Annotated in this window: 16 protein-coding genes, 1 tRNA gene and 2 pseudogenes; 18 read left to right on the forward strand and 1 reads right to left on the reverse strand. The window is 60.6% G+C overall.

Annotated features, from left to right (window positions below; translation table 11 throughout):
• Positions 1-72: 72 nt before the first annotated feature.
• The 9 genes and pseudogenes from pdxR (at position 73) to ACTHNE_RS09910 (ending at position 12,137) form a co-directional block, all read left to right on the forward strand.
• On the forward strand, positions 73-1,542 hold the full coding sequence (gene pdxR, locus ACTHNE_RS09870) for a MocR-like pyridoxine biosynthesis transcription factor PdxR (protein ID WP_440269167.1): 1,470 nt from the start codon (positions 73-75) through the stop codon (positions 1,540-1,542).
• A 538-nt stretch (positions 1,543-2,080) separates the two neighbouring features.
• Positions 2,081-3,352, forward strand: coding sequence for a hypothetical protein (locus tag ACTHNE_RS09875; RefSeq protein ID WP_440269168.1), 1,272 nt, complete (start codon positions 2,081-2,083; stop codon positions 3,350-3,352).
• Between the two features lie 35 nt (positions 3,353-3,387).
• The gene (locus tag ACTHNE_RS09880) at positions 3,388-4,581 is read left to right on the forward strand and encodes a hypothetical protein (protein ID WP_440269169.1); all 1,194 of its coding nucleotides are present in this window, start codon (positions 3,388-3,390) and stop codon (positions 4,579-4,581) included.
• Between the two features lie 566 nt (positions 4,582-5,147).
• Positions 5,148-5,324 carry a hypothetical protein gene (locus ACTHNE_RS09885; RefSeq protein WP_440269170.1) on the forward strand — a complete coding sequence of 59 codons (177 nt, stop codon included), beginning with the start codon at positions 5,148-5,150 and terminating at the stop codon, positions 5,322-5,324.
• Between the two features lie 140 nt (positions 5,325-5,464).
• Positions 5,465-6,724: a hypothetical protein gene (locus ACTHNE_RS09890; protein WP_324942829.1), complete on the forward strand. Its 1,260-nt coding sequence runs from the start codon at positions 5,465-5,467 to the stop codon at positions 6,722-6,724.
• A 179-nt stretch (positions 6,725-6,903) separates the two neighbouring features.
• Positions 6,904-7,227, forward strand: a complete 324-nt coding sequence (locus tag ACTHNE_RS09895; RefSeq protein ID WP_414649744.1) for a hypothetical protein — start codon at positions 6,904-6,906, stop codon at positions 7,225-7,227.
• Between the two features lie 491 nt (positions 7,228-7,718).
• Positions 7,719-8,081: pseudogene (locus ACTHNE_RS09900) on the forward strand (IS4/Tn5 family transposase DNA-binding protein); the annotation flags it as partial.
• Positions 8,082-9,059: 978 nt separating this feature from the next.
• A complete protein-coding gene (locus ACTHNE_RS09905; RefSeq protein ID WP_324942832.1) occupies positions 9,060-10,190 on the forward strand; it encodes a PilT/PilU family type 4a pilus ATPase in 1,131 nt (376 codons plus the stop codon).
• 243 nt (positions 10,191-10,433) lie between these two features.
• On the forward strand, positions 10,434-12,137 hold the full coding sequence (locus ACTHNE_RS09910) for a hypothetical protein (protein WP_440269171.1): 1,704 nt from the start codon (positions 10,434-10,436) through the stop codon (positions 12,135-12,137).
• 53 nt (positions 12,138-12,190) lie between these two features.
• On the opposite strand, the gene ACTHNE_RS09915 is transcribed toward ACTHNE_RS09910, so the two are convergent.
• A tRNA-Pro gene (locus ACTHNE_RS09915) sits at positions 12,191-12,267 on the reverse strand.
• Between the two features lie 152 nt (positions 12,268-12,419).
• Here ACTHNE_RS09915 and hisS point away from each other — a divergent pair.
• The 9 genes and pseudogenes from hisS (at position 12,420) to hisH (ending at position 21,859) form a co-directional block, all read left to right on the forward strand.
• Positions 12,420-13,793 (forward strand): histidine--tRNA ligase, encoded by a 1,374-nt coding sequence (hisS, locus tag ACTHNE_RS09920; protein ID WP_324942838.1) that lies wholly within the window; start codon positions 12,420-12,422, stop codon positions 13,791-13,793.
• Between the two features lie 196 nt (positions 13,794-13,989).
• Positions 13,990-14,112: pseudogene (locus tag ACTHNE_RS09925) on the forward strand (GIY-YIG nuclease family protein); the annotation flags it as partial.
• A gap of 190 nt (positions 14,113-14,302) precedes the next feature.
• Positions 14,303-16,195: an HAL/PAL/TAL family ammonia-lyase gene (locus ACTHNE_RS09930; protein ID WP_440269172.1), complete on the forward strand. Its 1,893-nt coding sequence runs from the start codon at positions 14,303-14,305 to the stop codon at positions 16,193-16,195.
• 399 nt (positions 16,196-16,594) lie between these two features.
• On the forward strand, positions 16,595-16,930 hold the full coding sequence (locus ACTHNE_RS09935; RefSeq protein WP_324942845.1) for a YerC/YecD family TrpR-related protein: 336 nt from the start codon (positions 16,595-16,597) through the stop codon (positions 16,928-16,930).
• Positions 16,927-17,820 (forward strand): ATP phosphoribosyltransferase, encoded by an 894-nt coding sequence (gene hisG, locus ACTHNE_RS09940; RefSeq protein WP_324942848.1) that lies wholly within the window; start codon positions 16,927-16,929, stop codon positions 17,818-17,820. Before ACTHNE_RS09935 ends, hisG begins: the two co-directional genes overlap by 4 nt.
• Before the next feature lie 7 nt (positions 17,821-17,827).
• Positions 17,828-19,135 (forward strand): histidinol dehydrogenase, encoded by a 1,308-nt coding sequence (gene hisD, locus ACTHNE_RS09945; protein WP_324942851.1) that lies wholly within the window; start codon positions 17,828-17,830, stop codon positions 19,133-19,135.
• Positions 19,132-20,208, forward strand: a complete 1,077-nt coding sequence (gene hisC, locus ACTHNE_RS09950; RefSeq protein WP_440269173.1) for a histidinol-phosphate transaminase — start codon at positions 19,132-19,134, stop codon at positions 20,206-20,208. Before hisD ends, hisC begins: the two co-directional genes overlap by 4 nt.
• On the forward strand, positions 20,205-21,269 hold the full coding sequence (gene hisB, locus ACTHNE_RS09955) for a bifunctional histidinol-phosphatase/imidazoleglycerol-phosphate dehydratase HisB (protein ID WP_440269174.1): 1,065 nt from the start codon (positions 20,205-20,207) through the stop codon (positions 21,267-21,269). Before hisC ends, hisB begins: the two co-directional genes overlap by 4 nt.
• A complete protein-coding gene (hisH, locus tag ACTHNE_RS09960; protein WP_324942860.1) occupies positions 21,269-21,859 on the forward strand; it encodes an imidazole glycerol phosphate synthase subunit HisH in 591 nt (196 codons plus the stop codon). Before hisB ends, hisH begins: the two co-directional genes overlap by 1 nt.
• Positions 21,860-21,949: the final 90 nt, after the last annotated feature.

Raw genomic sequence — 21,949 nt, forward strand, 5'->3', positions numbered from 1 at the left:
CAGGAATAGCCACTTGGGTATGATCCGATATGACCACTTCGGCGGTCACCCGGTGACTTTAGGGCTTGCGCCATGAAACGACTATCCGCTGGTTTCCTTCCTCCGGTTGCCCTGGATGCCGCCAGCGGCGTGCCGATGTATGACCAGCTTTCCGAATGGTTCCGCCGCGCGATCATGGATGGCCGCCTGCGCCCGGGGCAGCGTGTGCCTTCCACCCGCAGCCTGGCGAAGGAGCTCGACATTTCGCGCATACCGGTATTGAGCGCGTACGAGCAGTTGTACGCGGAGGGCTATCTGGAAACTTTCGTCGGCGCCGGCACCTGCGTCGCGCGCGCCATTCCGGGCGAAGCATTCGCGCCAGCCCAGCGCACCACGCAACCGAAAAAATCGCAGGGCGCGCCGCGCAGAATTTCCCGCCGCGTCGCCGCGTTGAAAACCGCCCCGCAAACCTGGGCGGACAACCAGGGCGCGTTCCGTATCGGCCTGCCGGCGCTCGATCATTTTCCCTCGACGGCATGGTCCAAGCTTCTGCATCGTCACGCGCGCAACCCGCCGATCGGCCATATGGTCTACGGCAGCCCCATGGGCTACCTGCCGTTGCGCGAAGCGATTGCCGAATACCTGAGCACTGTGCGCGCGGTGCGTTGCGATGCATCGCAGGTGCTGATCACCACCGGCTCGCAACAAGGCTTGCAGATCTGCGCGCACGCCCTGCTGGAAGCGAAAGATGGCGTATGGATGGAAGACCCCGGCTACCCCGGCGCGCGGCAAGCGCTGCGCACCGCCGGTGCGGAGATCGTGCCGGTACCCGTCGACGACGAAGGCCTGAACGTCGACGCTGGCATTCGCTTGGGCAAAAACGCACGCGCTATATACATCTCCCCGTCGCATCAATTCCCGCTCGGCGTCACCATGAGCGCCGCGCGGCGCATGCAACTCCTGAGCTGGGCCGCACGCACCGGCGCCTGGATCATCGAGGACGACTACGACAGCGAATATCGCTTCGGCGGCCGCCCGCTCGCATCGTTGCAGGGCATGGACGCCGACGACCGCGTCATCTACGTCGGCACTTTCAGCAAAGTCATGTTCCCTGCATTGCGCGTCGGTTATATCGTCGCCCCGAAAGACCTCATCGAAGCCTTCGCCACCGTCCGAGACGCCTTCGACACGTTCTCCTCCACGCTCTACCAGGCCGCACTCGCCGATTTCATCACCGAAGGCCAATTCGCCCGGCACATCCGCCGCATGCGCGCGTTGTACCTGGAACGGCGCACCGCACTGCTCGATGCGATCGATCAACACATGGACGGCAAGCTCGAAGTGATCGGCACCCACGCCGGCATGCAGCTCACCGCGCTATTGGCGCGCGGCGTGGATGACGTCGCGCTCTCCATCAAGACCGCCAAGCTGGGCGTTTCCACCAGGCCGTTGTCCATTTGCTACGCGAAGCCGCCGAAGCGGGGCGGGGTGATTCTTGGTTATTCGGGAGCGAGCGTGGCGGAGATTCGGGATGGGGTGCGGAAGCTCAGGTCCTGCCTTTAAAAGTACTTTGGTGACTCAAATTCCGTAGTGTCAAATTTTTCCTCGCCGTCATTCCCGCGAAAGCGGGAATCCATTTTCATTACGCAGCGGAGCAAGATGGATGCCCGCTTTCGCGAGAGCATAAGGCCGTGAGTGAGCCTCGCTTCCGTGGCATTACCACCTGCCAAGCGCCCTTCGATTTAACGTACGCGCTCGTTGAATCAAATCAAAAAAAACGGGGACAGGTTAAATGACAGAAAATGGCCTGCTTTCTTCATCCCTTCTTTATACGTCCGGATTTATATAGTCCCACGCCGTGCCAGCGAACGTTTTTTTCCGCCGCAACGCTTTTCGCTCCACGTCAGTACTTGCTTCATGGTTTCGCTTCATTGGGGAAGCTGTTTCAACGCTGTCATGTTGCATCCAACGCGCACCCGCTCGCTCCGAGTATTCGGAGGGCATCGCGTTGCTTTGTCCAGCTTTTCTGTCGGGCCTGCGCCGAGGCGCGGAATAGGTCGACAGCGGTCCCTTTCATCTATCCAGAGAAGAGGAAACGATCATGCGTCCCATGACAAAAACCTCGCACCACCTCTTGTTTCTTGCCATCGGCGCCGTCGTATTAGCCGGCTTTGGCCGGCCCAATGTCGCGCATGCTTCCTGGTCCAGCGAAGGGCATGCGGCAGGTGCTCAGTGCGGAACAAGTGGCGTTAACGACAACGGTGTCGCGGCGGGTACCTGCACGTCCATCGACCCAGGCGGGCAGCTCACCGCCTGGGTGGCGATAAATGGCGTGCAGACCCCGTTACCCTCCCTGGCTGCAGGACAACCGTGCTCGGCGGGAGGAGTCTCCGATAGCGGCGACGTCATTGGCAATTGCGTGGACAATGACGAAAACGCTTTCGGGACGTTCTGGACTATCGATAATCCGGGGTCGGCCACGGTCCTGCAGCCGCTGGCGGCTGTTACTTTGCTCGGCATTATTCAGATCGATCCCGACATATCAACAATAGCAACCAGCTTCAATCAGAGCGGCTTCATCGGTGGCGTAAGTTTTAATGCCAATGGCGGTCGTACGGCCGCACTCTGGACGCCTGGCAGCAGCACTGCAGTGGCCGTATCGGAGCGTGGCGAGAATTGTGATATCGCCTATATCAACAACAGCAATGTCAATGGGGCGCCCAGCATTGCATTGAACTGCCCCAATGACTCCGGCACTACGACACCCTACATCGCGCAAGCCACGGGAGGGTTGCTGGGCACGGGTTTGTTGCGCGCCTACGTCAAAACGCCGTTGCCCCTGCCATCTGGCAGCAGCGACTGCGAAGTGGTAGCCGTCAACGACAGCGTCCAAGCACTGGGCACCTGCTATTTCCCAGGTAGCTCGCCGGAAGCGGCTTTCTGGCCCAGCGTCAGCAGTGCGCCCACCCTGCTGAGCGAAGGAGGTTTGCCGGACGGCACGCGTACAGCAGGCGCTTTTCTCAATAACCACGGCAATGTGGTCGTGCGATATCAAGACACCAGTGGCAAAACGCAATCAGCCTTCTGGAACACCAGCGCTGCTCAACTCAACTTGATTCTTCCTGTTCCCGGCGGCACGCAGACTGAGGCAGCCGGACTGGCCGACGATGACACCGTCATTTTGACCAGCGAGGACGGCAATGAGCATGTCCAGGCTGCCAAATGGACCATAGGCGGCGGGACCGAAGCTTATGAGGATTACGGCGGCGGCCAGGAAAGCGTGGCGATCGATATATCGCAGACCGGCAACTACACGGCGGGTGATGGCGAAGACAGTGCGGAGAACGAGAACGCGCTAGTCAGCCCCAACTGAGTGCTCAAAACGGAGCGCTTACGTCCATCGACCTTATGCAAGAGGAAACGATCATGCATTCAACGACGAGCCATTCGCGTCACCTCCTGTTTCTTGCCGTGGGCGCGGTTGCACTGACCAGCTTTGGCCGGCCCAACGTGGCGCATGCCGGCTGGATCAACGTAGGGTCGGAGGCAGGCGACCAATGCGTCTCCACCGGCGTTAACGACAACGGAGTCGTGGTGGGGTACTGCACTCCCGCCAATGCCGGACAACCGAAGTTCGCTTGGGTGGCCAACAATTCTTACGTTCGTTTACCTGCTTTAGTGTCCGGACAACCGTGCACTGCAGAGGCGGTTACCAATAGTGGCACCATCATCGGTCATTGCCTGGATACGGTCGACGTGGATACAACAGTGACCTGGTCGCTAAGCAATCCGAACTCGATCCGGGAATTGGGCTCCTTAAACATTCTCACCAGCTACAATCAGACCGGCGTCGTCACAGGTGTAAAGACTGTTAAGTCAAGCAGCCAGCCCCTGATCTGGCGAGAAGGAATCGGGGTAGTTCCGATAGACGTAGAGGACTGCTGGCCCCGTGACATCAACAACAGTGATGTTAATGGTTTCCCGAGCGTGGCCATGTCCTGCAGTCTAAAAAAAACCAGCTATATTGCGCAGTACAACACACAGTACAATCGCTTCGTTGAAACACAGTTGCCCTCACCGTCCGGAGGCCACTGCGTTGTGACTGCCATCAACGATAGCGTCCAAGCGGCAGGCGTCTGTCTCTTCTCTGACGGCGAAAAGGCGGCATTCTGGCCGAACTCAACCAGCGCACCCACACTGCTGAGCGGGGGCGGCTTACCGGCCGGAACGCACACGGAAGGAACGTTCCTAAACAACAATGGCAATGTCGTTGTGCAATACACGGACGCCGCTGGCAAACAACAATCAGCCTTCTGGAATACCGGCGCCGGCTTGCTTTATCTGATTTCGCCCGTGCCGGGCGGAACACGGACCGCAGTTTACGGATTAGCTAATAATGACACCGTCATCCTAAATAGCGAGGACGGGGGCCAGCGTGTTCAGGCCGCCAAATGGACGGTAGCCACAGGTACAGTTCCTTATGGCGATGTTGGCGGGGGCCTGCAAAGCGGCGTCACCACGATATCGCCAAGTGGAAATTACGCAGCCGGCACTGGCGAAGACAGTGCGGGGAACGAGGACGCGCTTGAGACATCCAACTGAGCGGAACAGTGCAGCCGAGGTGACGGGTCGGGTACTACTAAAGTTTCTTTCTGTAGAGCCAAAAACAGCTGTTTTCCAGGCGATTCGAGCAAGATCGATTGACCTTACTAACGAAAATCTTAGTAAGTCGCAGCTGATTACGGTCTGTCCACGGATGCGATGAAAACGTCGGCAAAGGCTTGGCTCGACATGGGCGAGCATGACCTTTACCCATTACAGCCACAGAAAGGAGGCCACCTATGTTCACAATTCACAGGCGCTATCTGATCATTACCGCCAGTGCAACGGTGCTCATGCTTTTTGGCATGCACACATCGTCCGCAACTCCCATCCGCTCTAGCGACCTCGGTAAGGGACTTGTTGAGCAGAAAATTTGCGTGGATTGGAGCGCTACTAAAACTGCCACGATCTCGATCGAATGCTCCAAGGCCTCACCCTTTCCCCCTACATCGCGCGGCTCTTCTTGCAGGAACAGCCTAGGCGATCCATGTGGCTCAACCTATGAGCGGACCCTAGCCGGAGGCAAGTTAAACAAGTAGGCCGGAAACTTGATGCGAGGTGAAAATATGGTGCGCACATGGCGCATTCTTCATGGCGAACAATCCAAACGAAGAGTATTAACCCAGGCGCGCAAGCCGAATGCTGCGGAAGTGTTTGTCATTCTTACCGGGCAAAAACGCATGACGCATCCAGATGCCCTTAGCCCATCGCGCCTGATAGCCATGATCCACACGTTTTTTTAAACAACGCGCCACCAACGTCCAACGCGATTAGATCCGTTCTCGCAACACGGGAATTTTTTATCGCCGTTGCGCCATGTCGCACCGCGTGGCGCACACGTTACGCCCGCGGGCGGTGCCTTTGCGAACAAGGAGAAACGTTCATGAAGCTTTCCGCCTATTTTTGTACGCCGCTAGGCCTGGCCGCTGGCATGATCTTCATTTCGGCGGCCCATGCCTCGGTAGTGGACGAAGGCCAGGGCGCCGGCACGCAGAGCACCGCTGTTGGGGTCAACGATGCCGGCATAGTTATTGGCGATGGGTTGTCTGCAACGAACAAGGCCATCGCTTTTTTTGACGCAGGCATGGGCAATGAGCGGGTATTGCCAGCGCTGGCCGATGGCGCCTGTTCGGCGAGTGCCATTACCAATACGGGCAAGACATCGCAGATTCTCGGCAGCTGCGATGACGCCCATGGGGTAGGTCAAGCCGTACGATGGAATTCGAATGATTGGAGCATCAGCGAACCGGCTGTGGCACTTGCCCAGCTAGGCGCGCTCGGCGGTCTTTTGGGTATCGGCGCCGACGTGCGTACCGTTGCCACAGCCCAAAATGATCTTGGTGAGGTGGTAGGAGAAAGCTTCAGCAGCAATGGCACTGGCCGGCCTGTGTTCTGGGCCGCCGGCTCCACCACCCCGACCGAACTGGGTGCCGGCCTGCTCGGGCTTGCGTCCACCAATTGCATACCGACAAGTATCAACACCCCCGCCAATCCTGGCGCCAGGGCCGTCATCGTCGGCAGCTGTCCCAATGATGGCAGCAATACCGGAAAACCCGTGCCTATCCTCTGGACGAGCCCAACAACCTCGGTAGTGCTCTCTGTGCCAGCGGATGCGCAGTATTGCTCGGCCGATGAGATCAATGGCGAAGGCGACGTCCTGGGCTCGTGCCTTTATGCCAATGATGTCAACAAAACAGTGCGCTGGGCCTATCCGTGGACAAGTACGCCGATAGTGCTTGAATCGATTTCAGGCATTGCCAACTCTCACAACAGCGGCGTCGACATCAATGCAAGCGGCCAGGTAGCCTGTAACTATTCGGACGGTAACGGTTTCAACCGTGCGTGCGAGTGGGATCCGTCCACCGGTACCGATGCTGTCGACATAACCCCGTTGACGGACGGATCGACGGCGGAGGCCGTGGCGATCGGCAACAACGGCGAGATAGTGGGCATCTCGGAAACGCGCGACGGCCATGCCAACGGCTTTCATTCATTGCAGGGGGCGTCACCCGTAGACGATGCTCCTTTGCCGGGAGGCAGCAATGATGGTTTTGTCGCGGAATCGCCCAGCGGTGCTTATGCGGTCGGCCGCAGCGAAGTGGCCGGCCACGGCTCGCATGCCGTTGAGGCATCGCTTCCTTGATCTATGCATCAAGCACGAGTAGTGCTTTCGTTACCGGTGGACCCCATTCGAAATACAGATGCGAGGCATCGCTGACAAGCCCTCCAAGGAGATCAACCATGGCACCGCGCTCATCCTCATTGCTTGCAAACCGGCCATCTTGCCCAAGCTACCGACGCTCGCGTGTGATCCAGGCCTGCATGCTGATTGCGCTGCTTGGGCTTCCCGCGTTAGCTTGTGGCTATGGCGGTTGTACCAGCGTAGTTGTCAGTCTCAGTCCAGCATTGATATGGATGAGCACGTCAAGCGATGCGAAGGGCTCGCCGCCTCCGAATGCTTGTGCGAATTTAAAAAAAATCGTCAATGGGGACCCACAGTGTTTGTGCCAGGCCCTTGGCGCAAACGGCTCTCCTACAGGCATCCCTATAGATCCGGCGCGCGCGCTCTCGCTGGCATCCGCGTGCAAGGTTCAGGCGCCGCCCATTAGCCGATGCAGCTCCCCAACATCTTCGTTCAATCCTTGAACTTGCGTGGGCTGACAGCGACATGGCAGAAGCTGGCGGAGCTGGCGAAACGACGCCGTGAATTTCCAGCTTCCGTGTGCGGCGTAATCATCGACGCGGCTGCCATCGAACAAGCTCGAACTGAGTTAAAGCATGTGGATACGAGTTTTAACCAGAGATCATCTCGAAATATATCCGCAGGAGAATAACCATGCACCCCATCGTTCGCGCCGCCATTTTCGCTTTCACGATTTCAAGCCTGATCCTGCTCGAATCACCTAAAGTCAAGGCCGAACCGTTGAGCCGCTTGAACATTCATAGCCCCTCAAATCGTGGAGACCAAGAAAAGAAGATATTAGAGATGGCAGTATCACACTGCTCAATGGCTCGTTCGAAGCTGTTATGCATTAACGCTGCATCCGCCTGCCTTGAAGCCTTCCGATTACACTCAACTCTAGCATCTCGACCAGCATGCCGTGATGTACAGATCTATCGACGGATGTTGGTCATTGATGGGCTGGGCAGCGGAAGAATTCGTGGATCTGGATCTTGGCGACGAACGCCTCAACCGGCGGTTGCGCAAGTTGGCCGAGTGCTCTGCACGCCAAACGATGGCGAGTATCCCGGCGGCGTGCGGTGGCTGGGGTGACACGCAGGGTGCGTATCGCTTCTTCGCGCATGAAGCTATCGATTGGCAGGATATTCTGGCGCCGCATTGGCGGGCGAGTGCGCAACGCATGGCGGAGCAACCGTTGGTGCTATGCATCCAAGACACCACCGAGTAGGATTTCAACGGCCAAAACATCCAAGGTCTGTGCCGCCTCAACTACGAGGCTCAGCGTGGCATGTATATGCATCCCACTTACGCGGTGACTGACGTCCCCCCACTTTTGAGTAGCGCAACGATTAAAACGTTTATGTGCTTTGGGGTGTTCCCAGGTCCTTACTGGCAAAGACCGTATCCAAAATGGGCAGTGCGTCCGCCCACCGGCACGGCGAACTGCCCTAATGAACGCAATCTCGCTCTTCATCAGGAAACATCTTGCTCAAGTCGATATTTCCCATATTGTAAGTGGGCGCTTCAGACGTGCCAGAAGTTACGTAATCGGGCGGTACGTTGAGTCTGATTTTCCTTTGACACGGTTTGATTCCGTCGTACTCATCAGTAAAAATAACGACCACAATATCGGGCTGGCCTGTATTCACACGGTGGCCCGTCAAATTAAAAATTCCTTTGGAGTTGGTAGTGCCCTCAGCCCATGTGCTGTCCGAAGCCCCCGGAAATCGGGCTTGAAGTTTGACTTTATTGCTTACAGCAGGCCTGCCGTCTCCCAGCAATACTCCCTTCACGGATGCATAGGTACTCAGTTGAAGCTTGAGCGTGCACAGGCATTACTGCGGAAACAGCGATGGCAAGACCGGCGCATTGCGAAACTCGACGTAGAAATCCGCTGGTATCCATAACATGACATCCTTTTTCGACGCGTCCTGACACAACGGTATTCGCAGCGAGGGCGACGCTTGCCTTGCCGTACTGGTGAGCGCTTCATAACGCCGGACTTATGCGTGCGTTAATGTTAGTAATTCGTTTCCGTGGCGTGTTTATGCTCATAACGCAACCCTTTTGGGAGCGTGCAATTCATTGCAAATTTCGTGATTTATGACTTGCGAATTCACGATGAACGGGCCTGAGTCGCCGAAGGCTGTGGATTACACTTCGCCCATGCGCGGCTGGCACGCCGAGGGGCCTGGGAGTCGAGCCGTCGCGTATCACCTGGTGGAGTAACCCGCCTGCTGCTTCAATGACCCGCGTGTATGTGCCAGTTTCTCTTCCTACGAAAGAGGTGAAACACATGGAGATTTCCAATCTGCTCGCAGACATGGCGAGAGAGCATGCCTCCGATCTTTACCTGAGCCATGGCGCGGCGCCTTTGATGGTGGTGGCCGGTGTGCCGCGCTATATCGGGGACAGGGTGTTGGCGCCTTCGGATACGTATTCCATCGCGTATTCACTGATGAGCGACCGGCAGCAGAAGGAATTCGAATCCACGCTGGAGATGAACTTGGCCATTGCGCCGGCGGGCATTGGTCGCTTTCGCGTGAATATCTATCGACAGCGCGGCGAAGTGGCGATTGCCATCCGGTATATCACCACCGACATTCCCGATATCGACACACTGCGTTTGCCGTCGCGCCTGCGTGATCTGGTGATGCTGCCGCGCGGGTTGGTGCTGGTGGTGGGGGCGACCGGTTCGGGCAAGTCCACCACGCTGGCTTCGATGCTCGATTATCGCAACCACCAGCGCGGCGGGCATATTCTCGCCATCGAAGATCCCATCGAATACCTGCATCAGCACGGTAAATCGGTGATTGACCAGCGTGAGGTGGGCATCGACACGCTGAGTTATGCCAATGCATTGCGCAACGCCATGCGCGAGGCGCCGCACGTGATCATGATCGGCGAGATCCGCGATCGCGAAACCATGCAGCAGGCGATCTCCTATGCCGAGACCGGCCATCTTTGCCTGTCGACGCTGCACGCCAACAATGCCAACCAGACGCTGGATCGCATCCTTAATTTCTTTCCCGACACGGCGCGGCATCAGTTGCTGATCGACCTTTCGCTCAATCTCAAGGCGGTGGTTTCGCAACGGCTGCTGCACGCCCTGGACGGCAGCCGCGTACCCGCCGTGGAACTGCTGCTGGTTACCCCCTACATCTCCGACCTGATCGAGAAGGGCGAGATCGCGACGATCCGGGAAGCCATGAAGCTGGGCAATGAGGTCGGCATGCAGACTTTCGACCAGTCGCTGTACGCGCTTTATGCCGCCGGTACCATCAGTTACGCCGAAGCGCTGGAACACGCCGATTCGCGCACGGACCTCGCCCTGCGTGTCCGCCTGCATGGGCCGGCGCCGAAGGAAGCCGGTAACAGCGTGATCGAAGGTGTGGAGTTGCCGCTATCGTTGAAGCTGGGCAAGTAGGTTGGTTACGGGCGGGCGCCGCCGGACTGTTCCCGGTTCAAGCAATGAACTTGTTTTGCCATGACGTCCAGCACTGGTTCGAGGTGGCATGCCGACCTACGTTGCATCGCATCGTCGTTCTGCTGGCGACGATATTTTTTGCTCATGCTTAATGATGCGAGTGTTTAACGCCGCGTCACCATTATCAGGCGTAGCTATCCACTTTCCGTTTGCCAGGCGCACTTGGAGTGTGAAATGCAGTCTATGAAGGCCGTCGAATCAGTCCTGTCAAGGGCAGCGCGGATGCGCTTGATTGCGCCATCGCTTCTGCTTCTTGTTTCGTCGCTGGCATTTGCCGATACCCATACTGCGACAGCTTCGCCGATGAAATCGGCGGGGCATATGATGGCTATGACTCCCGCCAGTTCGGTGCCGGCGGCGACGGCTCTTTTGCCGGGCTATGGCGCGGGAGGGTTTCCGATAAAAACCTCCAGCCAGGAAGCGCAGGCGTATTTCAATAATGGCATGCAGCTTGCTCATGCGTTCGCGCACAAGGCATCCATCGCGGCGTTTCGGCGAGCCGAGCAGCTCGATCCTAATTGCGCCATGTGTGTATGGGGTGAGGCATGGGCTCGCGGGCCCACGATCAATTACCCGATCAGCGATTCGGTGCAAGCGCAGCTGGCCAGTTTGGCCGATCGCGCGGCTGCGCTCGCGAAAGACAATCCACCCAAGGAGCGGGCATTGATCGCCGCATTGCAGAAGCGCTATCACCAGGGCGGTGGCAATGGTCCCGGTGACAAGGCGTTTGCGCAGGCTATGGATGCCTTGTACGAAAGCGACCCTTCGGATGATGAGGTTGCGGTATTGACGGCCGATGCCTGGATGATTCCCGCTTCGCAGGCGAATAATCGCGACCATCTGGATCGGTCCGTGCAGATTCTCGAGCAGGTGCTGCACCGTGCACCCGACAATAGCGGCGCCATCCATTTTTATATTCACGCCACTGAGATGGAAGGCGTCGCAGGGGAGGCGCTTCCCTATGCGCAGAAACTGCCCGCGCTGGCGCCCGCTGCCAGCCACCTGCTGCACATGCCGTCCCACACTTATTTCTGGATTGGACAATACCGGGCTGCGGAAGACGCGAATCTCGCCGCGGTGAAAGTCGATAATGAAAACGCCGCTCGACTGAAGCCAAAGGATGGCGTTTTCGGACTGCCGTACCACGGGCACAACGTCCAGTACGGCGAGGCCGCCACGCTGATGGACGGCGATGCGAAGCAAGGGCTGGTGTTGGCGTCAGCGCAGTTGCAGCAGTTGTCATCGGCCAGTTCCGCTGGCTTCCTGCATCAGTTTGGATTGGCTACGGCGTATTTCGTCTTCGGCCGGTTTGCTTCATTGCAGGCGGTGGACTCCTTGCCGCAGCCGGACAAAACGCTTCCGTACGCCGTGGCCATGTGGCACTACGCCAGAGGAGAGGCCGATGCGCGCAGTGGTGATGTCAAGGGCGTTCAACGGGAAGCCCAGGGCATCGCGATCGATCACGACGGCCTGGCCAAATTCGGTGACTCCGCCGCGCAAGCCCAGGCAATGGTCGACATTGCTCGGCTAGTACTGAATGGCCGCGTCGCCATGATGGAGCAGCGCTGGAGCGACGCCGAAGCCGATTACCGCAAGGCTGCCGATATCCAGGATGCGAAGCTGGGCGTGTTCAACGATCCGCCGACCTGGTGGTATCCGGTGCGCAGAAGCGTCGCCGCCGCGCTGCTGGCCAAGGGCGATCCGGGGGCTGCGGAAGTTGAGGTGAATGCGGCGCTCGCGCGCTGGCCGTTGGATCCACAGAGTTTGCGCATCCTGGCCGATTGCCAACAGGCGATGGGCCATACGGAAGAGGCCAAGCGCCAGCACGCGCTTGCCCTCGCCAACTGGCTGGGAGACGCCGCCGCGCTGCCGATTGCTCAGCTTTAGTTCGAATGCCAAACGAAAAAAGCCGGCGCAAGGCCGGCTTTCTTCAGGAACTTTGGTCGGGGTGACATGATTCGAACATGCGACTTCTACGTCCCGAACGTAGCGCTCTACCAGGCTGAGCTACACCCCGCGGGAGCCGCGTATCTTAACGGGGACGGGTGAGGTTGGCAACAGGCCGGGAGTGGTTGCGGATGTGGATTTCGCACCTCGATGGGGCAGGGCCGAACGGTTGCATCTGTTACCCTATTGGGCTGCCGTTTTCCACCCCAAGCAGAGGATTCCATGGCGCTTACCCAGGCCCGCACCATGCCCGGCGTGCTCGAGCTGTTGCCGCTCGACCAGATTGCTTTCCAGCGCATGCTCGACGTGATCCGTCGCAACTATGAGCGCTTCGGTTTCCTGCCGGTGGAGACGCCGGCGATCGAGCATTCGGACGTGCTGCTGACCAAGACCGGCGGGGAGACGGAGCGGCAGGTGTATTTCGTGCAGTCGACCGGCTCGCTGGAGCAGGGGGAGAAGCCGGAACTGGCCCTGCGCTTCGACCTTACCGTTCCGCTCGCCCGCTACGTGGCCGAGCACGAGCACGACTTGAGCTTTCCGTTCCGCCGCTACCAGATGCAGCGCGTGTACCGCGGCGAACGCGCGCAGCGTGGACGCTTCCGCGAGTTCTACCAGTGCGACATCGACGTGATCGGCAAGGACAGCCTGTCGATTCGTTATGACGCCGAGATCCCGGCGGTGATCTACAGCGTTTTCCGCGAGCTGGACATCGGCGCGTTCACCATCCAGCTCAATAATCGCAAGCTGATGCGCGGCTATTTCGAAAGCCTCGGCGTGACCGATCCGGAGCAGCAGACGCTGGTGCTGCGCGAAGTGGACAAGCTGGACAAGCGCGGTGCCGATTACGTACGCGATACCTTGACGGGTGCGGCGTTCGGCCTGAGTGCGCAGGCTGCACAGAAGATCCTGGATTTCGTGCAGGTGCGTTCCACCTCGCTGCAGGATGCGCTGGCCAAGCTCGATGCGCTGGGTCAGGGTCCCGAGGCGATGGAGCAAGGGCGTGCGGAACTGAAGGAAGTGCTGAGCCTGATCCACGCCTTTGGCGTGCCGGAAACGCATTACGCACTGAACCTGTCGATCGCGCGCGGCCTGGATTACTACACCGGCACGGTCTACGAGACCACGCTCAACGATCACCTGCAGATCGGCTCCATCTGCTCGGGCGGCCGCTACGAGAACCTGGCCGGGCAATACACCAAGTCGCACCTGCCGGGCGTAGGCATTTCCATCGGCTTGACGCGTCTTTACTGGCAGTTGCGCGAAGCTGGCCTGATCAGCACGGCGCGCAGCACGGTGGATGTGCTGGTCACGCAGATGGATGCCGCGCAGTTGCCGGCCTACCTGGCGCTGGCGAGCGAGCTGCGCGCGGCCGGCATCGCCACCGAAGTGGTGCTGGACGGCGGCAAGCTCGGCAAGCAGTTCAAATATGCCGATCGCGCGGGCATTCGCTTCGTGATCGTGCTGGGCGAGGACGAGCTGGCCAAGGGCGTGGTGACGGTGAAGGATCTGCGCCGCGAAGACCAGTTCGAAGTGGCGCGCACGGAACTGGTAAAGACGCTGCGGGTGGAGCTGGAGCAGGCGGCGGTGATGGGGTGAGATTGGAATACGCCTCAACCCTTTGGTCGTCATTCCCGCGAAAGCGGGAATCCATTTTAAGGATGTGCGAAGAGCAAGATGGATTCCCGCTTTCGCGGGAATGACGGCCTTGAGGAGGGGCAGGTTGATCGGCAGCGCCGTACATCAGGGAGGAAAGGAAGCAGGGATGGTTTCGAAACAACCTGCCGTTTACATCATGGCCAGTTGCGAACGCGGCACGCTGTACATCGGTGTGACAGGAAATCTTAAGTTTCGCGTATGGCAACACCGCGAGGGATTGACCGATGGTTTTACGAGACGTTATGGCGTGAAACATCTGGTGTGGTTCGAACATCACCTCGATTTCCCTTCTGCCATCGCCCGCGAAAAAAGAACTAAAGAAATAGACTCGTGCATGGAAGCTGGAGCTGATCGAAACAGCCAACCCCACATGGCGCGATCTCTGGGAAAATTTGCAGGATTGAATTGTGGTTTCCGCATATGCGGGCATGACAACACGTGGAGCCTTTGTGAACCAAACCATTCTTCTCGATGGCAACAGCCTCAGCCGCCAGCAACTCGTCGCCGTGGCGCGCCAGGGCTATGGCGTGCGGCTCGATGCCGGGCAACTGGCGCGCGTAAAGCACGCGGCGGATTTCCTGGCGGAGAAGGTGAGCTGCGGCGAGCCGATCTATGGCGTCACCACCGGCTTCGGCAGTAATGCGGACAAGCTGCTGGGCGCCTATCGTCTGCGCGACGAATTGCCCGGCGGTAATCCGCACAAGCCCGAAGGCACGCTGCTGGAAGAATTGCAGCACAACCTGATCACCACGCACGCGGTGTGCGTGGGCAAGCCGTTTTCGGCGGAAGTGGTGCGCGCGCTGCTGGTGATTCGCATCAACACGCTGATGCGCGGCCATTCCGGTATTCGCGTCGAGACGCTGGAAGCGCTGACCGAATTGCTCAACCGCGATGTGATCCCGGTGGTGCCGGAAAAAGGCTCGGTCGGTGCGAGCGGTGACCTGGCGCCGCTGTCGCATCTGGCGATCGTGCTGCTCGGCGGCGGCGAGGCGTTCTACAAAGGCGAGCGGTTGCCGGGCGCCGAAGCGCTGAAGCGCGCGGGCCTCACGCCGATCCGGCTTTCCTTCAAGGAAGGCCTGGCGCTCAACAACGGCACCGCGCAGATGCTGGCCACGGCCGTGCTGGCGCTGGATACGCTGGAGCACCTGCTCCACGTGGCGGATCTCGCCGCATCGATGACGCTGGATGCGTTCGCCGGCCGCAGCGGCGCGTTGCGGCCGGAAGTGCACGCGCTGCGTCCGCATCCGGGGCAGGTGCAGGCGGCCGATCATGTGCGCAGCCTGCTCACCGGTTCCACCCTGGTCGATATTCCGTATCACCTGGTGCCGCGCTTCCGCCCATGGAGCGCGGACGCATGGAGCACGCCGGAAGACCAGGCACTCAGCTTCGACATCGGCTGGGATTGGGTGCCGGCCAACCAGCGGCATGGCCGCGAAGCGTTCTACAGCCGTTTCCTGCCGTTCAAGGGCGGCAAGAAACATCAGCCGCAGGATGCCTACTGCCTGCGCTGCATGCCGCAGGTGCACGGCGCGGTGCGCGATGCCTGGGCGCAGGCCTGCCGCATCATCGATATCGAATTGAACGCGGTCACCGACAACCCGCTGATTTTCCCGGACAACACCGAAGCCCAGCACATCGAGGAGCAGGTGATCTCCGCCGGCCATTTCCACGGCATGCCGCTGGCACTGGCGATGAGCTACGTGAAGGCGGCCATTCCGGTGCTGGCGTCGATCTCCGAGCGCCGCCTCAACAAGCTGGTCGATCCGGCCACCAACGATGGTTTACCGGCGTTCCTTACCGGCAACGAAGACGGTACCGATTCCGGTTTCATGATCGTGCAGTATACGGCGGCGGCGCTGGTGAACGACCTGGCCACACGCGCGCATCCGGCCAGCGTGTATTCGGTGCCGACCAGCGCGAACGCGGAAGACCACGTTTCCATGGGCGCCAACGAAGCGCGCCACGTGCTGGAAATGACCGAAGACCTGAGCCATGTGCTGGCGCTGGAGCTGTACACCGCCGCGCAGGCGCTGGATTACCGCCAGGAAATGCTCAACGCCGCGCGCCGTCTCGCTGCACGCGGCGATTGGCAGGCGCTAGCGTCGAAGGTCACCAATGCGCCGCGCGAAGGCCATCCGCATTACGCGCAATTCGTGGACGAGGTGAAACAGCTCACCGCCGCGTTGGCGCAAGTGGGCGAGTTCCACGCCGGTGAAGCCGTGCGCAGGGCCTATGACGTCCTGCGTGAACGGATCAGCTTCATTCATCGCGATCGTGCAATGGATGGCGACGTGCGCACGGTGTGCGAGCTGGTGCAGCAGCGGGCGTTTGCGGGCGTTTAGCGCGCTTCGTGACGCCTTCGCTCTTCGGGACCTAGTGTCGAATCTCAGCGTGCCCGAAGGTGTTCCCTTCCCTGCGAAGTAGGGGAGGGTCAGGGTGGGGTTTTGCACGAGCTTGCCGCGGGACACGATTCATCGCGAGGTTGCCTGACCCCGCCCCAGCCCTCCCCTGCAAGCAGGGGAGGGAGCCATCGTTCGCGCAGCTGAAAGACAGCGTTGCCATGCGCACCCCGGGGCAGATCTGCCTGGATCGTGCCCGAGGCCCAACCCGCAGCGTAGAGTGCGAGCCGCAGCCAAAACCCAGCGTCCCGGATAGCCCCGTTTACGCTAAAAACCGCCAGGTTGCGCAAACCGCAACCACCCTCTACAATGCGCTCCACTGTATTAACGCGTTAGTACATTATGAAGCGCCGATCGATCGACCCCGAAACCCCGGAAGAATCCGCCAGGCTCAGCCTGTGCCGGGCCTTGCTTTCGTTGAAGAACGCCGAGGAAATGAACGCCTTCCTCAACGACCTGTGCACGCCGGCCGAGCTGGAAGTGCTGGTGGATCGCTGGCGGGTGGTGCCGTATCTGCTCGAAGGCGTGTCCTACCGCGAAATTCACGAGCGCACGGCCGTCAGCATCACCACCATCGGGCGCGTGGCGCGCTATCTGAACCAGGGCAGCGGGGGGTACCTCGCGGCGGCTGCGCGCGCGACGCGTGCCCGCGCAGCGGCAAAAAGGGCACGGGCATGAAACCCAGGGATCGTTTGCGTATCGCCATGCAGAAATCCGGCCGGCTGACCGAGCCGGCGCTGGATCTGCTCAACCGTTGCGGGCTCACCTTCCGCCAGAGCCGCGACAAGCTGTTCTGCTTCGGCGAAGGCGAGCCGGTGGACCTGCTGCTGGTGCGCGATGACGACATTCCGGGGTTGATCGCCCAGGGCGTCTGCGACCTGGGCATCGTCGGCCGCAACGTGCTCAATGAATTCAAGAATGGCGCCGGCGAAGCCGCGGCGCCGCTCACCGAATGGCGTTCGCTCGGGTTCGGGCGTTGCCGCTTGTCTGTCGCAGTGCCGCAGGACATGGCTTACAACGGGCCGGAAGACCTGGCCGGCCTGCGCATCGCCACTTCGTATCCGGGCCTGCTCGGCGGCTGGCTGCGCGGGCAGGGGGTGAACGCGAGCATCATCACGCTGGCCGGTTCCGTAGAAATCGCACCTAAGCTCGGCACCGCCGACGTGATCTGCGATCTGGTGCAAAGCGGTGGCACGCTGGTGGCCAACCAGCTACGCGAAACGGATGTATTGCTGGAAAGCGAAGCGGTGCTGGCCGGTCCGGAAACGCTGCCGATCGATGAGCGCGGCGACATGGTGGAGCTGTTGCTCAAGCGCCTGGACGGCGTGATCCAGGTGCGCGAATCGCGCCTGCTGCTGCTGCAAACCTCGCGCACCTCGCTGGAGGCGGTCACGCGCCTGCTGCCCGGTGGCCCGCAGCCCACGCTGTTGCCGGTGGCAGGACAGCCCGATCAGCTGATGTTGCAGGCGCTGTGCGCCGGCGAGGTGAGCTGGCGGCAGCTGGAAGAAATCAAGAAAGCCGGCGCACGCGAGATGTTCGTGTTGCCAGTCGAAAAAATGCTGGCCTGAGACGTCCATGAAACGAATCGACTGGAACACATTGAGCGAAGCGGAGCGCAACGAAGCGCTGGCGCGACCGGCGCAATCGCGTGCCGAAGCCTTGCGCACCGGCGTTGAGCGCATCATTGCCGAAGTGCGCGCCAGCGGCGACGCGGCCTTGCGCGAACTTTCCGCGCGCTACGATCGCTGCACGCTGGACGCCATCGAAGTCACCGAAGCGGAGTTCAAGGCCGCCGAAGCCAAACTTGCACCGGAACTGAAAACCGCCATTCGCGAGGCTGCCGAACGTATCGAGGCCTTCCACCGCGCCGCGGCGCCGCAGCCAGTGGGTGTCAACACGGCGGTGGGCGTGCGGGTGGAGCGCGTGCTGCGTCCCATCCAGCGCGTCGGCTTATATGTACCGGCGGGCAGTGCGCCGCTGCCTTCCACCGCGTTGATGCTGGGCGTGCCGGCGCGCATCGCGGGCTGCCGCGAAGTAGTGCTGTGCTCGCCGGCGCGTGCCGACGGCAGTTGCGATGAAGCCGTGCTGTTTACCGCGCGGCTCGTGGGCGTGCATCGCGTATTCAAGCTGGGCGGTGCGCAGGCGATCGCCGCCATGGCCTATGGCACCGAAAGCGTGCCGCGTTGCGACAAGCTGTTCGGCCCCGGCAACGCATGGGTCACTGAAGCGAAGCTGCAGGTATCTTCCGATCCCGATGGCGCGGCGATCGACATGCCGGCGGGCCCTTCCGAAGTGCTGGTGATTGCGGATGCGCAAGCCAATCCGGTGTTCGTGGCGGCGGATCTGCTGTCGCAAGCCGAGCACGGTCCGGATTCGCAAGTGGTGCTGGTTACCGATTCCACGGTCTTGCTCGATAAGGTCGCTGCGGAAGTGGATCGCCAGTGCGCACAATTGCCGCGCGGCGCGATTGCCGAGCAGGCGCTCGCGCAAAGCCGGTTGATTGCCGTGACGTCTTTGGCGCAGGCGGTCGAAGTGAGCAACCGCTACGCACCGGAGCATTTGATCCTTCAGGTCAGCGGCGCGCGCGAACTGGTGGCCAGCATCGAGAGCGCCGGTTCCATCTTCGTCGGTGCGTGGACACCCGAATCGGTGGGCGATTACTGCAGCGGCAGCAACCACGTACTGCCAACGTATGGTTACGCGCGCAGCTACAGCGGCGTATCGGTGGCCAGCTACCAGAAGCAGATCACCGTGCAGGAACTGGATCCCAACGGCCTGCGCGCGATCGGCCCATGCACCGCCACGCTGGCGGCGGCCGAACAACTCGAAGCGCATCGTCGTGCGGTGATCTTGCGTCTGGCCGCGCTGGGGACACAGCTATGAGCGTGCTCGATCTGGCCAGGCCGGAAATTCGCACGCTGCAGCCGTATTCGTCGGCGCGCATGGAGGCCGGCGGTGGGCAGATCATGCTCAATGCCAATGAATCGGCGTGGGAACCCGCCGGTGATGCTGGATCTGGCTGCAATCGTTATCCCGATCCGCAGCCTGCACCGTTGTTGCAGGCCCTGGCGAAACTCTACGGCGTTCAACGTGAGCAATTGTGCGTAGGCCGCGGCAGTGATGAGGCGATCGACCTTTTGGTGCGCGCGTTCTGCCGCGCAGGCCAGGATGCGATCGTGATCCAGCCGCCGACATTCGGCATGTATGCGGTGTCGGCGCGCATCCAGAATGCGGCGGTGATCGAAGTGCCGCTGGCGCAGGATTTCGCTCTCGACTGTGATGCCTTGCTTGCGACGATCACATCGGCGGTGAAGTTGGTATTCCTGTGCACGCCCAACAATCCGAGCGGCAAGTCGATTGGGCGCGACGATATCGAGCGCGTGGCGCAGGCGCTGGCGGGCAAGGCGTTGCTGGTGGTGGACGAGGCGTATATCGAATTTTCCGAGCAGCCCAGCGCGATCGAACTCATCGGGCGCTATGAGCACGTCGCGGTGCTGCGTACCTTGTCCAAAGCCTGGGCTTTGGCCGGCGCGCGTATCGGTACCTTGATCGCCCATCCGGACGTGATCGGCCTGATCCGGCGCATCATGCCGCCGTATCCGCTGCCGACGCCGTGCGTCGCCGCGGCGCTGGCCGCCCTGTCGCCATCCGGCCAGCTGGCCGCACGCGAGCATATCGCCGTCGTGCGCGAGCAACGCGCGTTCATGCGCAACGCGTTGTCTGCGGTGCTGGGCGTGCGTGAAGTGCTGCCGTCCGATGCCAATTTCCTGGCCGTGCGGTTTGATGACGCCGGGGCGGTTTATCAGCGTCTGCAGCAGGCGGGTATCGTGGTGCGCGATGTACGTCGTTATCCCAACTTGCAGGATGCATTGCGCATCACTATCGGCACGCCGGAGGAGAACGCAAAAGTGCTTGCCGTACTGAACGAAATGACGGCGGACAAGGTACAGGCATGAGACGCAAGATACTATTCATCGACCGGGACGGCTGCCTGATCGAAGAGCCCGCCGACGAGCAAATCGACAGTTTCGAGAAACTGTCCTTGCTGCCCGGTGTGATGGCCGCCTTGCAACGTATCGTCGCGGCCGGCTACGAGCTGGTCATGGTCACCAACCAGGACGGCCTGGGTACGGACAGCTTTCCGCAAGCGCATTTTGAAGGGCCGCACGATCTGTTGATGCGCATCTTCGCCTCGCAGGGCGTGCGCTTTCGCGAGGTGCTGATCGATCGCAGTTTTCCGCACGAAGGCCGGGATACTCGCAAACCCGGCATCGGCATGATGCGGCAGTATCTGGCCGATGACAGCTGGACGCGTGCGGATTCGGCCATGGTGGGCGATCGCGACACCGACCTGCAGTTCGCCGCCAACATGGGCGTGCGCGGTTTCAAGGTCGGGCCGAAGGGCATCAGTTGGGAAGAGGTTGCCCATCAATTGCTCGATCGTCCGCGCGTGGCCGAAGTGGTGCGTAATACAAAGGAAACCCGCATCAAGGTGCGCGTGGATCTGGACGCGCAAGCAGAACCGGTCGCGCACACCGGGCTGGGCTTTTTTGACCACATGCTCGAGCAGATCGGCAAGCATGGCGGTTTCGCGCTCAGCATCACCTGCGATGGTGATACCAACGTCGACGAACATCACACCATCGAGGATTGCGCGCTCGCGTTGGGGCAGGCCTTGCGCCAGGCCTTGGGCGACAAGCGCGGCATCGGCCGATATGGCTTTACCTTGCCGATGGATGAATCTTACGCCAGCGCCGCGCTGGATCTTTCGGGCCGCCCGTATTTCGTGTTCGAAGGCCAGTTTCCGCGCGAGCGGGTGGGCGATATCCCAACCGAATTGGTGCCGCATTTCTTCCGCTCGCTGTGCGACACGCTGGGCGCCAATCTGCATCTTGCGGTGAGGGGCGAAAACGCGCACCACATGGTGGAAGCCTGCTTCAAAGTGACCGCGCGAACCTTGCGCCAGGCGATTCGCCGCGAGGGTGACGAATTGCCGAGCACGAAAGGAGCATTGTAATGAGCGTCGTTCTGGTCGATGCCGGCGGTACCAATATCGGCTCGGTGCGTTACGCCTTGCAGCGGCTGGGTGTGGATGCGGCCTTGACTGCCGATGCCGAACGCATTCGTGGCGCCGACAAGGTCATCTTGCCGGGCGTCGGCGCTGCCTCGCCGGGCATGACGCGCCTGCGGGAATTGCAGCTCGTCGATGTGATTCGTTCCTTGACGCAACCGGTGCTCGGTGTGTGCCTGGGCATGCAACTCTTGTGCGAGCATTCGGAGGAAAGCGATACCCCATGCCTGGGCGTGATCCCCGCCAAGGTGCGCCGCTTCGAGGAGACGCCGGAATTGTGCGTGCCGCATATGGGCTGGAACCAGTTGTCGCCGGCGGGCGCGCATCCGTTGTTGAACGATCTGACGGAAGGCGACTGGGCTTACTTCGTGCACAGCTATGCCGTGCCGGTGGGCGATTACACCCTGGTGAGCTGCGATTATGGCGGCGCGTTTTCTGCGGTGATTGCGCGGGGGAATTTCCACGGCATGCAGTTTCATCCGGAGCGCTCGGCGCAAGTGGGCGCGAAGCTGTTGAAGAATTTTCTTGAGCTTTGAGCCATGTGCGCTGGGCCAGCCTTCAACCTCGCGGCAAGCGCGTGCAACCCCACCCCAACCCTCCCCTGCAAGCAGGGGAGGGAGTAATTC

Origin of the sequence: Dyella sp., from assembly GCF_051954575.1 — a bacterium.
In the GTDB taxonomy this organism is placed as follows: domain Bacteria; phylum Pseudomonadota; class Gammaproteobacteria; order Xanthomonadales; family Rhodanobacteraceae; genus Dyella_B.

Coding starts and splice junctions, on each gene's coding strand:
- hisG (WP_324942848.1), top strand. CDS start 16,927: ATGAAACCCAGGGATCGTTTGCGTATCGCCATGCAGAAATCCGGCCGG.
- ACTHNE_RS09885 (WP_440269170.1), top strand. CDS start 5,148: ATGGTGCGCACATGGCGCATTCTTCATGGCGAACAATCCAAACGAAGA.
- ACTHNE_RS09875 (WP_440269168.1), top strand. CDS start 2,081: ATGCGTCCCATGACAAAAACCTCGCACCACCTCTTGTTTCTTGCCATC.
- ACTHNE_RS09905 (WP_324942832.1), top strand. CDS start 9,060: ATGGAGATTTCCAATCTGCTCGCAGACATGGCGAGAGAGCATGCCTCC.
- pdxR (WP_440269167.1), top strand. CDS start 73: ATGAAACGACTATCCGCTGGTTTCCTTCCTCCGGTTGCCCTGGATGCC.
- ACTHNE_RS09935 (WP_324942845.1), top strand. CDS start 16,595: ATGAAGCGCCGATCGATCGACCCCGAAACCCCGGAAGAATCCGCCAGG.
- hisD (WP_324942851.1), top strand. CDS start 17,828: ATGAAACGAATCGACTGGAACACATTGAGCGAAGCGGAGCGCAACGAA.
- hisS (WP_324942838.1), top strand. CDS start 12,420: ATGGCGCTTACCCAGGCCCGCACCATGCCCGGCGTGCTCGAGCTGTTG.
- ACTHNE_RS09895 (WP_414649744.1), top strand. CDS start 6,904: ATGCTGATTGCGCTGCTTGGGCTTCCCGCGTTAGCTTGTGGCTATGGC.
- ACTHNE_RS09910 (WP_440269171.1), top strand. CDS start 10,434: ATGAAGGCCGTCGAATCAGTCCTGTCAAGGGCAGCGCGGATGCGCTTG.
- ACTHNE_RS09890 (WP_324942829.1), top strand. CDS start 5,465: ATGAAGCTTTCCGCCTATTTTTGTACGCCGCTAGGCCTGGCCGCTGGC.
- hisC (WP_440269173.1), top strand. CDS start 19,132: ATGAGCGTGCTCGATCTGGCCAGGCCGGAAATTCGCACGCTGCAGCCG.
- hisB (WP_440269174.1), top strand. CDS start 20,205: ATGAGACGCAAGATACTATTCATCGACCGGGACGGCTGCCTGATCGAA.
- ACTHNE_RS09880 (WP_440269169.1), top strand. CDS start 3,388: ATGCAAGAGGAAACGATCATGCATTCAACGACGAGCCATTCGCGTCAC.
- hisH (WP_324942860.1), top strand. CDS start 21,269: ATGAGCGTCGTTCTGGTCGATGCCGGCGGTACCAATATCGGCTCGGTG.